14 protein-coding genes and 1 riboswitch are annotated in these 14,536 nt (G+C 63.3%); of the genes, 6 read left to right on the top strand and 8 right to left on the bottom strand.

Annotated elements, in window-relative coordinates:
- The first annotated feature begins 25 nt into the window (after positions 1-25).
- Genes G9U53_RS10465 through G9U53_RS10455 form a run of 3 tightly spaced genes read left to right on the top strand, consistent with a single transcriptional unit; the run spans position 26 to position 3,834 of the window.
- On the top strand, positions 26-1,213 hold the full coding sequence (locus G9U53_RS10465; RefSeq protein WP_165638643.1) for a phosphotransferase family protein: 1,188 nt from the start codon (positions 26-28) through the stop codon (positions 1,211-1,213).
- A gap of 1 nt (position 1,214) precedes the next feature.
- Entirely contained in the window at positions 1,215-2,384 is a 1,170-nt protein-coding gene (locus G9U53_RS10460; protein WP_165638642.1) for a hypothetical protein, read from the top strand.
- A 4-nt stretch (positions 2,385-2,388) separates the two neighbouring features.
- Positions 2,389-3,834: an aldehyde dehydrogenase gene (locus G9U53_RS10455; RefSeq protein WP_003945530.1), complete on the top strand. Its 1,446-nt coding sequence runs from the start codon at positions 2,389-2,391 to the stop codon at positions 3,832-3,834.
- A gap of 332 nt (positions 3,835-4,166) precedes the next feature.
- Here the strand turns inward: G9U53_RS10455 and G9U53_RS10450 are convergent, their stop codons facing one another.
- The 5 genes from G9U53_RS10450 to G9U53_RS10430 all read right to left on the bottom strand — a co-directional run bounded on the left by G9U53_RS10450 (position 4,167) and on the right by G9U53_RS10430 (position 8,623).
- Positions 4,167-4,868, bottom strand: coding sequence for a (2Fe-2S) ferredoxin domain-containing protein (locus tag G9U53_RS10450; protein WP_064443176.1), 702 nt, complete (start codon positions 4,866-4,868; stop codon positions 4,167-4,169).
- Entirely contained in the window at positions 4,865-5,926 is a 1,062-nt protein-coding gene (locus G9U53_RS10445; RefSeq protein ID WP_165638641.1) for an ABC transporter substrate-binding protein, read from the bottom strand. Before G9U53_RS10445 ends, G9U53_RS10450 begins: the two co-directional genes overlap by 4 nt.
- Positions 5,923-6,741: an ABC transporter ATP-binding protein gene (locus G9U53_RS10440; protein WP_081557424.1), complete on the bottom strand. Its 819-nt coding sequence runs from the start codon at positions 6,739-6,741 to the stop codon at positions 5,923-5,925. Before G9U53_RS10440 ends, G9U53_RS10445 begins: the two co-directional genes overlap by 4 nt.
- On the bottom strand, positions 6,738-7,745 hold the full coding sequence (locus G9U53_RS10435) for an iron ABC transporter permease (protein ID WP_007734507.1): 1,008 nt from the start codon (positions 7,743-7,745) through the stop codon (positions 6,738-6,740). The genes G9U53_RS10440 and G9U53_RS10435 overlap by 4 nt, the downstream gene beginning before the upstream one ends.
- A gap of 115 nt (positions 7,746-7,860) precedes the next feature.
- Positions 7,861-8,008, bottom strand: a riboswitch (cobalamin riboswitch).
- Between the two features lie 6 nt (positions 8,009-8,014).
- The gene (locus G9U53_RS10430) at positions 8,015-8,623 is read right to left on the bottom strand and encodes a TetR/AcrR family transcriptional regulator (RefSeq protein ID WP_081557423.1); all 609 of its coding nucleotides are present in this window, start codon (positions 8,621-8,623) and stop codon (positions 8,015-8,017) included.
- A gap of 52 nt (positions 8,624-8,675) precedes the next feature.
- On the opposite strand from G9U53_RS10430, the gene G9U53_RS10425 reads away from it, so the two are divergent.
- The 3 genes from G9U53_RS10425 to G9U53_RS10415 are packed head-to-tail and all read left to right on the top strand — an operon-like array spanning position 8,676 to position 10,903.
- Positions 8,676-9,614, top strand: coding sequence for an alpha/beta hydrolase (locus G9U53_RS10425; RefSeq protein ID WP_165638640.1), 939 nt, complete (start codon positions 8,676-8,678; stop codon positions 9,612-9,614).
- Between the two features lie 10 nt (positions 9,615-9,624).
- Positions 9,625-10,572, top strand: coding sequence for a cation diffusion facilitator family transporter (locus G9U53_RS10420; protein ID WP_165638639.1), 948 nt, complete (start codon positions 9,625-9,627; stop codon positions 10,570-10,572).
- A 28-nt stretch (positions 10,573-10,600) separates the two neighbouring features.
- The gene (locus G9U53_RS10415) at positions 10,601-10,903 is read left to right on the top strand and encodes a hypothetical protein (protein ID WP_063314961.1); all 303 of its coding nucleotides are present in this window, start codon (positions 10,601-10,603) and stop codon (positions 10,901-10,903) included.
- A gap of 58 nt (positions 10,904-10,961) precedes the next feature.
- Here G9U53_RS10415 and epsC read toward each other — a convergent pair whose 3' ends face one another.
- The 3 genes from epsC to G9U53_RS10400 all read right to left on the bottom strand — a co-directional run bounded on the left by epsC (position 10,962) and on the right by G9U53_RS10400 (position 14,492).
- Positions 10,962-11,540 carry a serine O-acetyltransferase EpsC gene (epsC, locus tag G9U53_RS10410; protein WP_003945907.1) on the bottom strand — a complete coding sequence of 193 codons (579 nt, stop codon included), beginning with the start codon at positions 11,538-11,540 and terminating at the stop codon, positions 10,962-10,964.
- Positions 11,541-11,545: 5 nt separating this feature from the next.
- Entirely contained in the window at positions 11,546-12,481 is a 936-nt protein-coding gene (gene cysK / locus G9U53_RS10405) for a cysteine synthase A (RefSeq protein WP_003945916.1), read from the bottom strand.
- Positions 12,482-12,662: 181 nt separating this feature from the next.
- A complete protein-coding gene (locus G9U53_RS10400) occupies positions 12,663-14,492 on the bottom strand; it encodes a phosphoenolpyruvate carboxykinase (GTP) (RefSeq protein ID WP_003945806.1) in 1,830 nt (609 codons plus the stop codon).
- Positions 14,493-14,536: the final 44 nt, after the last annotated feature.

Here is a 14,536-nt window from a genome sequence, read left to right as displayed (position 1 = left end):
TGACGCCTACGGGAAGGAGGTGACCGTGAGCCCAGACGCTTCCTCATCTGACGTTGCCTCGACTGCTTCTTCGACCGATGAAACCGAGCATCACGCCCAGGTCGCCCGACCAAGCGATTCCCTCCGCGACACCGAAGACCTCCGTGAGCGCCTGGAACGGTGGATGGCCGGCAAGGTGCCGAGCGGATCCACTGTGACCGTCGCCGACGTCACCTTGCCCGCAGCCAACGGCATGTCCAGCGAAACCATCCTCTTCGACGCCACCTGGGACGGCGAACATCATCCCTTGGTCGCTCGGGTGGCGCCGACGGAATCGACCATGCCGGTCTTTCCTGCCTACGACCTCGAATCCCAGTTCCGCACCATGGCTCAGGTGCGCGAGCACTCGGCAGTGCCCGTACCCGCGGTGTACTGGTCAGAATCCGACCCGGACGCGTTGGGTGCGCCGTTCTTCGTGATGGAACGCATCTCCGGCGACGTGCCACCGGACGTCATGCCGTACAACTTCGGATCGTGGGTCACCGAAGCGTCACCCGAGCAGCGAAAGACCCTGCAGCGCAGCTCGGTCGACGTCCTGGCTCAGTTGCATGCCATCGACAAACCTGGTGAGCGTTTCGACTTCCTCCGACTCCCGAATTCGGGAACGACTGCACGAGAAGCATTCACGGCGCACATCGCCGAGCAGCGCGCGTACTACGAGTGGGTGGTCTCCGACGGGATCAGATCACCGCTCATCGAACGTGCCCTCGACTGGATCGAGGAGAACAATCCCGCGGACGATTCGCCGGCAGTGCTCTGTTGGGGCGACTCGCGCATCGGCAACGTCATGTACCAGGACTTCGCGCCGGTAGCCGTACTGGACTGGGAAATGGCAACTCTCGGCCCGCGGGAGATGGATCTGGGCTGGATGGCATTCCTGCACAGGTTCTTCGAGGACATCGCCGGACTGGCGAACCTACCCGGTCTTCCCGACTTCCTTCGACTGCCGGATCTCGCGCAGACCTACGCCGAGATCACCGGCCACACCCCACACGATCTGGAGTTCTACGTTACCTATGCCGCACTGCGTCAGGCGGTCATCATGTGGCGAATCCAGGCTCGCGCCATAGCTTTCGGCCAGTCACAGCGACCCGAAGACCCCGACGACATGATCATGCACCGCGCTTCGCTCGCCGCGATGCTCGACGGTACCTACTGGGAGAGGTTGACCTGACATGCTCTCACCGATGGACGACTATCCCGTTCACCAGATCGCCGAACCGATCCGTCACGTAGCCACCTCGGATCGAAACTTCTACGACCGCTACTACTTCAACTGCTACCCCACCGAATCCCCCGACGTGTTCCTCATCGTCGGACTCGGCCAGTACCCCAACCTCGGCGTCATGGACGCCTTCGCGGTACTGCGCCGCGGTGACGACCACATCGTTGCTCGTATGTCGAAGGCTCTGGGCGCCGACCGCACCGACACCACCGTCGGGCCTTTGCGCATCGAAGTGCTCGAAGGGCTGGAGAAGCTCCGCGTCGTCCTCGAACCGGGCAGCGAATACGATCTCTCCTTCGACATCACCTTCGATGCCACCATCCCCGCGGCGCTCGAGCCCAAGCACTTTCGCCGTCAACTCGAACGAGTCACGTTCGACACCTCACGCTTCCTGCAGACCGGCACGTGGACCGGATCGCTCACCGTCGACGGGGAGGACTTCGCGATCGACCCGAAGACGTGGCGAGGTAACCGCGACCGCTCGTGGGGTGTGCGTCCGGTCGGTGAAGCCGAACCGCAAGGCAGACGCGCCGTCGACGGAATCCAGAACTTCTTCTGGATCTACGCGGTCATGCAGTTCGACGAGTTCACGATCTCGGTGATCATGCAGGAAGACGAGCAAGGCAGGCGCATAGTCGAAGAGGCCATGCGAGTGTGGCCGGACGAAATCAGGGACAACGAATGGCTCGGCCGGCCCGAACACGAACTGACGTTCTGCCCCGACACCCGCGACGTCACCGGAGCAACCATCACCTTCCACCGGCCAGGCGGTGAAGTCCTGACCGTCACCTGCGAACTGTTGCTGGCCAACTACATCGGAATCGGCACCGGCTACGGGCTCGAACAGGACTGGCGTCACGGAATGTGGCAGGGCGAACTCGTCGTACAAGGGCTCCGCCACAAGGTCCACGAGATCGAACCGTTCCAACGCATGTTCTCCCCCGTCGACAACCTCGCGTCCTTCACGCTCACCGAAGGCACGAACACCAACACCGGCACCGGTCTTTTCGAGGTAGCCGCCATCGGACCGCACGAGAAATACGGATTCACCAGTTTCACCGACACCGCACAGGCAGACGACGCGTATGCCCTCGCGGCGACCGACAACACCGAGGAATGAATTGATGACTGACTACGACAAGCTCTACATCGGTGGAGCATGGGTGGCCCCGGCCACCGACCAGGTACTCGAAGTGTTCTCTCCCGCAACGGAGGAGCGCGTCGGCAGCTGTCCCATCGCAGCACCGGCAGACATCGACGCGGCCGTGTCCGCAGCCCGCGCGGCGTTCGAGGGACCGTGGTCACGCACCACCCCCGCCGAGCGCGGCGCGATCCTCGCCAAGGCCGCCAAGCTGATCGAAGAGCGCAGCGCGGAGATCAACCAGCTCATCTCCAACGAGATGGGCCAGCCGCCCGCCATGGTCGGCATGATGCAGCAGACCCCGTCGATGGCGACGCTGGGCTACTACGCCGAGCTGGCCGACAAGTTCGCGTGGGAAGAGAAGCGCACCGGCGCATTCGGGCAGACCAAGGTGACCCGTGAGCCCGTCGGCGTCGTCGCCGCCGTGCTGGCCTGGAACGTCCCGCTGTTCCTGGCGATCAACAAGCTGGCCCCCGCACTGCTCGCCGGCTGCACCGTACTGCTCAAGCCCGCACCCGAATCCCCTCTCTCCGTCCACGTGATCGCCGAGATCTTCACCGAGGCAGGTGTTCCCGAAGGCGTCATCTCCGTGCTCCCCGGCGGAGCCGAGACCGGCGAATATCTGGTCTCTCATGCGGGCATCGACAAGATCACGTTCACCGGATCCAGTGCCGTCGGCCGCAAGATCGGTGCCATCGCCGCACAGAACCTCAAGCGCTGCTCCCTCGAACTGGGTGGCAAGTCCGCCGCGATCATCCTCGAGGACGCCGACATCGCCGCCGGAATGCCGATGCTCGTCATGTCCGGCCTGATGAACACCGGTCAGGCCTGTGTCGCTCAGACCCGAATCCTCGCTCCCCGTTCGCGTTACGACGAGGTCATCGAGGGAATGAAGACCGCCGCAGGCTTCATGACCGTCGGCGATCCGTCCGATCCCGCAGCACAACTCGGCCCGCTGATCTCCGAGAAGCAGCGCGAGCGCGTCGAGGGTTACATCGCCAAGGGTAAGGAAGAAGGCGCGCGCGTCGTACTCGGTGGTGGACGCCCCGCCGGCCTGGACAAGGGCTGGTACGTCGAGCCGACCATCTTCGCCGACGTGGACAACTCGATGACCATCGCACGCGAGGAGATCTTCGGACCCGTTCTCTCGGTGATTCCGTACGACTCCGAGGACGAGGCCATCAAGATCGCCAACGATTCGGATTACGGCCTCGCCGGATCGGTGTGGACCACCGACATCGATCACGGACTCGAAGTTGCCGCGCAGATCCGCACGGGTACCTACGCGATCAACTGGTACGCCTTCGATCCCGGATCGCCGTTCGGTGGTTACAAGAACTCCGGTATCGGGCGCGAGAACGGACCTGAGGGCCTCGAAGCCTTCTGCGAGACCAAGTCCGTACTCATGCCGCCCGGCTACGTGGGCTGACCCACCCGGGAGTTGGCACCCTTTGCTGACAGTTGGCACCCGTTCCGACCTGCCGGAACGGGTGCCAGCCCCATGAAATGGGTGCCAACTCCCAGCGAATCCACAGATCCACCCGGTACCGTCGAAAACGAATCAGTCATCTCACAAAGGACATTCATATGCTCACCAACGCCATCAACGCTTTCCTCGCACTCTGGGGCAGCGCCTCCGTCGGCAGCAGTGGATACCAGATCCCGCCGGGAACCCTTCCCTTCGGTTCCTGAGACAGGACAACAGAACCCGCTGAGCGCACTTCGCGCCCAGCGGGTTCTTTGCTTTCACCGACCCGGTATCTACCGGTCCAGAACGTGATCCACCAATCGATCCTCGTGACCGGACACCAAGGCCTCGGCATCACCGGCGTCCACGTGCCCGAACCAGGTACCGCCGGGGTTCGCGATCACCAACGGCCCCAGGTTGCACGGGCTCAGACAACCGGTTCCGGTCACCTTCGACGAGGTACCTTTGGCCGCCGCGCTCATCGCCCGGTGCAACGGTCCTGCTCCGTACGCCATACAACGAGGGCCCTTGCACACCAACAGATGCCTATCGTGCTGCTCGATCACGGACCACGCCGGACTGCGATACGACGCCGGACTCGCGGTGATCTGCTTTCCCGCCGAGTCGAGTTCGTCGATCACCTGCCCGGCCACCGCACCTTCGAGCGTTTCCGTTTCATGGAGCGTCACTTCCAGTTCGGCGTCGATTCGGGTTTCGCGCCAGTTCGCAACCGCCTTGCTTGTCCACGTGAGCAGGTACCGATCCCTCGGCACCGCAACTGGAATCAACACGACCTTGTCGACGTCATCGACATGGGCTCGATCGAGTTCCTCGTGAAGGCTCGGCGAAGCGACATCGAGGTACGCAACGCGAACGTCGGCGTCGGTGCCCGCCTGAACAGCGTCGAACATCCGTCGCGCGGCCGACTCGTCGAGGCCGCTGACGGTCGGCCGCAGTACGACAATCACCCGACGCGAGCACCGGTTGTTGCTCATGCCGACGGCGCGGTTGTCCAGTCGATCCCGCTCGACGGAGCGAGTCCGAACTCTTCGATCTTCGCGCGCAACTCTTCCGCGCCGTAGATATTGGGGAATCCACTGGTGAACATGGCGAGCGGGAGTACGACGAAACGGTTCTGCTTGACTGCGTCGAGGTCACGCAGGCCTTCTCGGCTCTTGATCGCGTCGATCTTGCCCTGTACTTCGTCGGCACTCTTCTTGTAGTCCATGATCACGATGATGTCGGGTTCTGACTTCGCGACGGTCTCCCAGCTCGCTTTGAACCAGGTGTTGTCGACGTCGGCGAACACATTGGTTCCCCCGGCGACGTCGATGATTCCGTTGGGGGCTCCGTTGCCTCCGCTGGTGTACAGATCTTCTTCACCGCTGTCGTAGATCAGCACCTTCGGCTTGTCGGCGGCATCTGGCGCGGACTCCAGACGTGCCAAACGTGAATCCAATTCGGTCAATGCCTCGGCGGCGGTGTCCTCGGTTCCGAACAGCTTTCCGTAATTGGTCACGTCCGCACGAAGGGCATCCCACGGACCCATCGTGCCGAGCGCGGAATCCGCTGCGGCACTCTGCCGACAACTATCGGAGATCACATATGCATCGATGTTGTTGCTCTGCAGCGATTCCGGCGTCACACCGGAGGCTCCCTTGAACAAGCCACTGTAGGAGCCGACCACCAGGTCCGCCTGCTTACCCAGAATCGTCTCCATCGTGATCGTTCCGTCCAGGTGTGGGACATCCGCAATTCCAGGGCCGAACATCGACTCCATGACCGCGTCGTTGTTCGTGTTCAACACGACTGCCGCGAGACGATCCAAACCGCCGACTCGGAGAATGGTGCCGATATTGGCCGCATTGCTTGTCGCAACGACGTTCTCGATCGGAAGCTGGAAAGTGCTTTCGGTCCCGCAGTTCTCCAATGTCACCGAAGTCTTGTCTGCAGCTTCGTCCACCGGTGCAGTTGCCGAGCAGCCGGCAACTGTCAACAACGCTGTCGCGGCTACAACCGCACCGAACGACGCGCGGGTCTTGACATGTATCAAAGTGCACTCTCCGAAAATGATTGTTGTAGTTGAGAATTTCGTGATTCGAATACGAGGTGTGAACGGCCTGTCGCGGGGTTCACGAGCTCGAAAGTCTCGACGCCGAAGACAGTTGCCACCACCGAGGTGGTGAGTACGTCGGATGGATGTCCGAACGCCCTGGCCACTCCATCCGCGAGCACGAGCACCCGATCGCACACTGCCGCAGCCAAATCGAGGTCGTGCAGTGCCATGATCACCGTCCGGTCCAACGACCGGACCAGATCGAGCAGTTCGAGTTGATGCCGGATGTCGAGATGATTGGTCGGCTCGTCGAGGATGAGCACACCGGCATCCTGCGCGAGACCTCGGGCGAGAAACACCCGCCGACGCTCACCGCCGGAAAGCGTGTCCATCGAAGAGAACCGGTGCTCGATCATTCCGACCTCGCCCAGAGCACGATCGACGACGGCATTCTCGTGCTTTCCACCGACGCTCCAGGGCTTTGCATGTGGTGTGCGGCCCAGACTCACGTACTCGTGAACCAACAAATCGGCGGGACTCTGCTCTTCCTGCGCCACAAAGGAAATGGCTTTGGCCCGCGACCGCGCGGGCATCGCGTGCACGGAGTCGCCGCCGACACGAATGTCACCGCCGGCGATCGGCCCGAGACCGGCGAGAGCACGCAAGAACGTCGACTTGCCCGATCCGTTCGGACCAACCACGCCGACTACTGCACCGGCGTCGGCCGCGATGTCGACGCCTTTGACGATGGTTCGACGGTCGATGCGGACAACTACTCCGGACGCGGTCAGCGCCAGGGCTCGGGCGCTCACGAACTGCCACCGAATCGGTAGCGCCGACGGCCGAGAAGCAGGAGAAACAGCGGGGCCCCGATCACCCCGGTCACCACGCTCAGCGGGATCTCGGTCGGCCGCAACGAGGTCCGCGCCACGACGTCGACCCACACCAGGAAGGACGCGCCGATCAGTGCTGCCGCCGGTAACACCACTCGATGTCTGGCTCCGACAAGCATGCGTGTGACGTGCGGTATGACCAGGCCTACGAAGGCAATCGCGCCGGACACCGCAACCATCGTGCCGACCAACGCTGCCAGCACGCCGAACAGCACGTTTCGCAGGGTTCGGATGGGAATACCGAGCGAAGCCGCGACGTCCGGTCCGGCCGCCAGCGCGTCCAGCCAACCGTGCAGCGCGAACACCGCTGCCGTCAGCAGGAACACAACGATGACCGGCGCCCACAACTTGTCCCAGGATGCCCCGGCCAAACTTCCCAGGAGCCAGAACAATACGGACTGCGCGGCCTGGGAATCATTGGTACGCAGCACCAGAAAACTCGCGATCGCCGACAGGGCGGATGCGGTAACGGTGCCGGTCAGAACCAATCGCAGTGGAGTGATACCGCCTTGCAGCGTCGCGATGGTGAAGACGAGAATCGCAGCTCCCAACGCCCCGATCATCGCGCCGAAACTGAGCGCCCACACTCCCGCGCCGGCGAACAGTCCGGTGGTGATGACGGCGGTGGCACCGACACTCGCGCCGGACGACACTCCCAGCAGGTGGGGATCGGCAAGAGCGTTACGGACGAGGGTTTGCACCACCGCGCCGGCGACGGCAAGACCAGCGCCGACGGCCAGACCGAGCAGTACCCGAGGTGCTCTGATCCCCCACACGATCGCAAGTTCGGAACGCGTGACGGGTGGGCCTCCGAAGCGCGAGTGCACCACGTCCACCACAGTGGACACGGGGAGCATCTCGGATCCGAATGCCAACGCGCACACAGCAGAGAGCACGGCGACGACCAGCAGAGCGGGCAGCACGATACCCGGACTGAGCCGTCCTCGCGGCGCACCAGCCTTCGGCGAAAGCAGATGGGTAGGTGGAGACAGAGCTCCGCCAACAGCATTCATGGTGTGACCGATCCATCCTCGTGGCATGACACAACGTCAACGAGGGTGGTATCTGGCTACGGTCGACGCAGGGACGACCTCACAGTGGCGGGACCGCGCCGGAATTGCACCGACTTCCCATTACCTCGATGATGACGTCAGAACCATAACGGACCGCGGTCACCATTCTCGACACCGGATCAAGGTTGCGACCCGATCATCGATCTCGCGTGCCGTACGACGGCTTCCGTTCGCACTCGAAGTTCTTCGGGTGAATCCGATTCCAGCACAACCCGATGCACCTGACTGTCCACGGCAGTCACGGTCAGCCGCGATGTCAGCAACGCATCCTCCGCACTGAAACCGTGGCTCTGGAGGCACTCCGAAAAGCCTAGTACCAGTTGACGATTCATTTCTTCGACCTGCTCGATGAGCTCACGCGTACGCGGAACCTGATCGTAGAGCAGGTGAAAGAACTCTCGCGGCTTACTGTTCACTTCGACCGCGCACTCCACCAACATCCGGACGGCCTCGTCCGGGGAGAGCTCACGCTCGACGATGTCGGCAAGGCAGAGCGCAAAACTCTCCCGCGCAGCACTCACGTGACGGTTCGCCAACTCCGAGAGGATCTCGTACTTGTCGCCGAAATACTGGTAGAGCGAGCCCACCGACACCCCTGCTTCGTCAGCGATCCGGTTGGTGGTCGCTGCCATGGCTTCCGAAGCGAAAACGCGAGTAGCTGCCTCCAGGATCGCGTCGTAGGTAGCCCTCGAGCGCTGCTGGGAGGGCCTTTTCCGCCGAGTCGACACGGTCCTCCGATGCGAGTTGTCAGCCGCGACGCCGATACCGAGAATTGTGTAGGTGACCAGCGCCGATTACTCGAAGTTTATGCCCGACCGGTACACCGACCACATGCCGGCGCCGACCCCGACGTGGTGGGAGTGGAACGGCAACACCGTCCACGTCGCAAGGGCAGTGGTTCCAGACGCGCCGGTTCGTGTTCTCGGCATCCACGGCGCCGGCGGCTACTCGGGCGCGTTGTGGCCGTTCGCCGGGATCGGCGTGAAACTCGGAGCCGAAGTCCTCTTCCCTGATCTTCCGCTGTACGGCGACACCGTCGTAGCCGATCCCGCCGGCGTCCGGTACGAGCAGTGGGTCGATCTCCTCTGCGATCTCGTCCGGGCCGAGAAGGCGGCCGACGATCGGCCGCTGGTGTTGTTGGGCGCCAGCATCGGCGGTCTGCTGGCCTACGAGGTGGCCGCGCGGACCGGTCTGGCCGACGCCGTCGTCGCTACCTGCCTGCTCGATCCCTCGGATCCATCGGCCAGAGCTGCCGCGGCGCGGTTCGGCCCGATGGGTGTCTACGGCGCTCCCCTGATGCGGCGCACCGAACGACTGGTGGGCCGTATCCGCGTGCCCATCCGTTGGGTCGCCGACGTCGCGAACATGAGCAGCAATCGGGAGCTCGCAACGCTGTGCGCAACCGATCCGCGCGGTGGCAGTGTTCGGGTGCCACTCGGATTCCTCAGCAGCTACTTCTCGTTCGAGCACACCGCACCCGAAGCATTTCGGACGACGCCCGTTCTGCTCACCCACCCGGCCGACGACCGATGGACGCCACCCGAACTGAGCCTGCAGTTCCTCCGCCGCATCAACGCACCCACCGAATTCGTGATGCTGGACGGGTGCGGGCACTTTCCCGTCGAAGAGCCGGGCCTGACGCAGTTCCACGACGCCGTCGCCACACTGCTGCACTCCGTCGCCGAGCGTCACCGCACGAAACCGTCGTCACCCGCCTAGCCTGAGAATCGTGAGCACCGAAACGGAAGCATCGGCCGACGAGAGCACCACGACGGTCGTACTGGCGTTTGCGGCGAACGCGCTGATCGCCGGTGCCAAGACGGCGGCCGCCATCGTCACCGGATCTGCATCGATGGTCGCAGAGGCCACCCACTCCTGGGCCGATACCGGCAACGAAGTGCTGCTGCTGATCGCGAACCGCCGCTCGAAAAGGGTTCCCGACCGAGACCAGCCACTCGGCTACGGCCGGGAGGCATACATCTGGTCGATGTTCGCCGCTCTCGGACTGTTTGCACTCGGCGCGGGTGTCTCGATCACTCATGGCATCCAGGAACTGTTCCATTCCGAACCGGCGTCCGACTTCGGTGTCGCCTACGCCGTCCTCGGCGTCTCGTTCATCCTCGAAGGCATCTCGTTCCGGCAGGCGTACAAACAACTCCGAAACGAAGCGTCCGCCGTGAACCGCGACGTCATGACCCAGGCACTCAACACATCCGACCCGACGACTCGGGCCGTGTTCGCCGAAGATGCTGCGGCACTTATCGGTTTGGTCATCGCGTTCGTCGGTGTTCTGTTGCACCAGGTCACCGGTTCACCCATCCCCGACGCCCTCGGCTCCATCTTCGTCGGCATTCTCCTCGGGGTCATCGCAATCATCCTGATAGATCGGAACCGCCGCTTCCTGGTCGGCGAAGAGGCCTCACCGACGCTGCGGGCAGCAGCCATCGAAGCTCTCACCCAACTGCCCGAGATCAACCGAATCACGTTCCTGCGTATGGAATACCTCGGGCCGCGACAGGTCTACCTGGTGGCCAGCGTCGACCTGGTCGGTGACTACGCGGAATCCCGTGTGGCCCACACGTTGCGCGAACTCGAGCGCTCACTCGAGCAGAGCCCACGTGTCGTGCGGGCGATCCTGACCCTCTCGACCCCCGAAGAACCGTCGATCACAGTCTGAACTTCCGGCCGGGCGATAGGCTCGGGCGATGCGCACACTGATCGTGATTCTGGCGGTTCTGGGATTTGTCGTCGGGGGAATTCCCCTGGTGGGCAGTCTGATCGACGTGATGACCAGCCCTGACGAGACCATCGTCTATCAGGGCTCCTACGTACCGTTCCGGGACGTGCAGATGGCTCGGGACTACGAGTCGACAATAGCCACCGCCTACGAACCCTTAGACGGACCGCGCTGGCTCGTCCTGGCCTGCTATCCCTTGATCGGAGCAGCATTGGGCGCTGCGACGGCCGTCGTACTGGGACGTCGCGGGTGGCACCTGACGCGAGCCTGAGCCGACGCCGATGGCCACCCGCCGTCTACACGAGGGTGGCCATCGAAGAAGGAGTGCTTCAGATGTACATCGCCGGATCGATGTAGCTGTTCGGGTCCACCAGTTTTTCCTTGGTGGTCCGTGGCCGCGCCACCGCCGGGATACCCGTCGCGATGGATTCGGCCGGAACATCTCTGGTGACAACGGCATTGGCGCCGATAGCGCTACCTTCACCGATGACGACAGGTCCGAGGATCTTGGCACCAGCGCCGACGGTGACCCGGTCTCCCAGCGTCGGGTGACGCTTGACCTGCTCGAGCGAGCGACCACCGAGAGTGACGCCGTGATAGAGCATCACGTCGTTACCGACCTCGGCCGTCTCCCCGATCACGACGCCCATGCCGTGATCGATGAAAAACCGCCGACCGATGGTGGCACCGGGATGAATCTCGATGCCGGTGACGAAGCGTGTCAGCTGCGAGAGCACTCGCGCCGGGCCGCGTAGCGCAGGGACGGCCCACATGCGATGTGCAACCCGATGCGCCCAAATAGCATGCAGCCCTGAATAAACGAGCGCGTTCTCCACATTGCTGCGCGCGGCAGGATCCTGACCGCGCGCAGCCTGCAGGTCCTCGCGAATTGTCCCGAGGATACTCACAAGTCTCAGTCCCGGATGTGTTCGAACAGCGGGGTGGAGATGTAACGCTCGCCGAAGTCGCACACGACAGCCACGATCAGCTTGCCGGCGTTTTCCGGACGCTTCGCCAACTCGAGTGCTGCCCAGACGATGGCGCCGGACGAGATGCCGCCCAGGATGCCTTCCTTGGTGCCGAGTGCGCGAGCGACCTCGATGGAATCGGGGAACGAGACGTCGATGATCTCGTCGTAGATCTCGCGATCGAGGACGTCGGGCACGAAGTTCGCGCCGATTCCCTGGATCTTGTGGGGGCCGGGCTGGCCACCGTTGAGGATCGGTGAGTCGATGGGCTCGACGCCCACGATCTTGACCTCGGGCTTGTACTTGCGAAGGGTGCGTCCGACGCCGGTGATAGTGCCGCCGGTGCCGATGCCGGACACGAAGATGTCGACGGCGCCGTCGGTGTCGGCCCAGACCTCTTCGCCCGTCGTTGCCTCGTGGATGGCCGGGTTGGCCGGGTTCGCGAACTGGCTGGCCGAGACAGCGTTCTCGGTCTGCTCGACGATTTCCTTGGCCTTGGCGACCGCACCGGCCATGCCCTCGGATCCCGGGGTCAGCACGATCTCGGCGCCGTAAGCACGCAGCATCACGCGACGCTCGGTGGACATGGTCTCGGGCATGGTCAGGATGACCTTGTAGCCGCGAGCAGCACCGACCATGGCGAGTGCGATACCCGTGTTACCGCTGGTTCCCTCGACGATGGTGCCACCGGGCTTGAGTGCACCGGACTTCTCGGCGGCGTCGATAATCGCCACGCCGATCCGGTCCTTGACGCTGTTGGCCGGGTTGTAGAACTCGAGCTTGACGGCGACCTGTGCGTCCAGGCCCTCGGTCAGACGGTTGAGCCGCACGATCGGGGTGCGCCCGACCAATTCGGTCACGTTGTTGTAGATCCCGCTCATATCTGGTCCTCCTGAGGATCGAGTGTGTCGACCCGCTCGCTGATCACTGCTTTACGGCTGAACTGCATAACGGCTGAACTGCTTAACGGCTACAGGCAAGGGCATACAGACGACCGATGCCGCATCGGTTCATCAAATTGAACCAATGCGGCATCAGGCCACTACATACGGGGGCGGTTTATCAGGCCAACCGCTGCTTCAGAGCTTCGAACTCGTCGCGAATGCCGGTCGGCAGCTTCTCGCCGACGAAGTCGAACCACTCTTCGATGAGCGGGATCTCGGCCTTCCACTCGTCGATGTTGACCGCGAGGGCCTCGGTGATGTCGGCGTCCGACACGTCCAGGCCTTCGATGTCGAGTGCCGATCCGGTGGGAACGACGCCGATCGGGGTGTCGATACCGGCAGCCTTGTGCTCGATACGCTCGACGATCCACTTCAGGACGCGAGAGTTCTCGCCGAAGCCTGGCCACAGGAAGCGTCCGTCGTCGCCGCGGCGGAACCAGTTGACGTAGAAGACCTTGGGGAGCTTGGACGCGTCGGCGGACTTGCCGAGGTCGATCCAGTGCTGGAAGTAGTCACCGACGTTGTAGCCGAGGAACGGCAGCATTGCCATCGGATCGCGGCGAACCGTACCGACCTGGCCTTCGGCTGCTGCGGTCTGCTCGGAGCCGACCGTTGCACCCATGAAGACGCCGTGCTGCCAGTCGCGAGCCTCGGTGACCAGCGGAACCGTCGTCTTGCGGCGTCCGCCGAACAGGATTGCCGAGATCGGCACGCCCTTCGGGTCGTCCCACTCGGGAGCCATGATCGGGCACTGCGACATCGGGGTGCAGTAACGCGAGTTGGGATGAGCCGCATGGGTGCCCGACTCGGGCGTCCACTCGTTGCCCTTCCAGTCGATCAGGTGCTGCGGGTCGCCTTCGAGGCCCTCCCACCAGACGTCACCGTCGTCAGTCAGAGCGACGTTGGTGAAGACCGTGTTGCCCTGGTCGATGGTGCGCATGGCGTTGGGGTTCGAGGACCAGTTGGTGCCGGGAGCCACGCCGAAGAAACCGAATTCCGGGTTGACGGCGTACAGCTGTCCGTCCTCACCGAAACGCATCCAGGCGATGTCGTCACCGAGGGTCTCGGCGCGCCACCCGGGGATGGTCGGCTGGATCATCGCGAGGTTGGTCTTGCCACAAGCGGAGGGGAATGCCGCCGCGATGTAGTAGGCCTTGTCCTCGGGCGAGATGAGCTTGAGGATGAGCATGTGCTCGGCCAGCCAGCCCTCGTCGTGCGCCATTGCCGAGGCGATACGCAGCGAGTAGCACTTCTTGCCCAGGAGAGCGTTTCCGCCGTAGCCGGAACCGAAGCTCCAGATCTCACGATCCTCGGGGAAGTGGGTGATGTACTTGGTGTCGTTGCACGGCCACGCGACGTCTTCCTGGCCTTCGGCCAGCGGAGCGCCCAGCGAGTGCAGCGCCTTGACGAAGAACCCGTCGGTGCCGAGCTTGTCGAGAACCTTGCTGCCCATGCGGGTCATGACGCGCATGGAGACGACGACGTACTCGGAATCGGTGAGCTCGACGCCCAGCTTCGGGTCCTCGGCGTCGAGGGGGCCCATGCAGAACGGCACGACGTACATGGTGCGTCCACGCATGCAACCGCGGTACAGGTCACCCATGAGGGTGCGCATCTCCGCCGGGTCCATCCAGTTGTTGGTGGGACCTGCGTCGATTTCTTCCTTCGAGCAGATGTACGTACGCGATTCGACTCGCGCGACATCGGACGGATCGGAGTTGCCGAGGAAAGAGTTCGGCTTCTTCTCGTCGTTGAGGCGGGTGAAGGTTCCTGCCTCGACCAACTTCGTTGTCAGTCGGTCCCATTCTTCGTCCGAGCCGTCTGCGAAGACGACGCGATCAGGCTGGGTGAGTTCGGCAACCTCTTGCACCCATGCAAGCAGTTCCTTGTGCTGCGTGGGGGGCGTGCCGTCAGTTCCATTGAGACCGGGAATGGTCGCTGAGGTCATCAAACTCTCCTGGGGTGAGCCGGAACCGGGTTCTCGTGACACCG

Source organism: Rhodococcus sp. D-46 (genome assembly GCF_011290655.1).
In the GTDB taxonomy this organism is placed as follows: domain Bacteria; phylum Actinomycetota; class Actinomycetes; order Mycobacteriales; family Mycobacteriaceae; genus Rhodococcus_F; species Rhodococcus_F qingshengii.
This window is presented reverse-complemented; position numbering and strand designations above follow the sequence as displayed.

What these genes read in the sequence shown, in the direction of transcription:
- G9U53_RS10460 (WP_165638642.1), top strand. Translation starts at nt 1,215, where the DNA reads ATGCTCTCACCGATGGACGACTATCCCGTTCACCAGATCGCCGAACCG.
- G9U53_RS10455 (WP_003945530.1), top strand. Translation starts at nt 2,389, where the DNA reads ATGACTGACTACGACAAGCTCTACATCGGTGGAGCATGGGTGGCCCCG.
- G9U53_RS10450 (WP_064443176.1), bottom strand. Translation starts at nt 4,868, where the DNA reads ATGAGCAACAACCGGTGCTCGCGTCGGGTGATTGTCGTACTGCGGCCG.
- G9U53_RS10415 (WP_063314961.1), top strand. Translation starts at nt 10,601, where the DNA reads ATGCGCACACTGATCGTGATTCTGGCGGTTCTGGGATTTGTCGTCGGG.
- cysK (WP_003945916.1), bottom strand. Translation starts at nt 12,481, where the DNA reads ATGAGCGGGATCTACAACAACGTGACCGAATTGGTCGGGCGCACCCCG.
- G9U53_RS10400 (WP_003945806.1), bottom strand. Translation starts at nt 14,492, where the DNA reads ATGACCTCAGCGACCATTCCCGGTCTCAATGGAACTGACGGCACGCCC.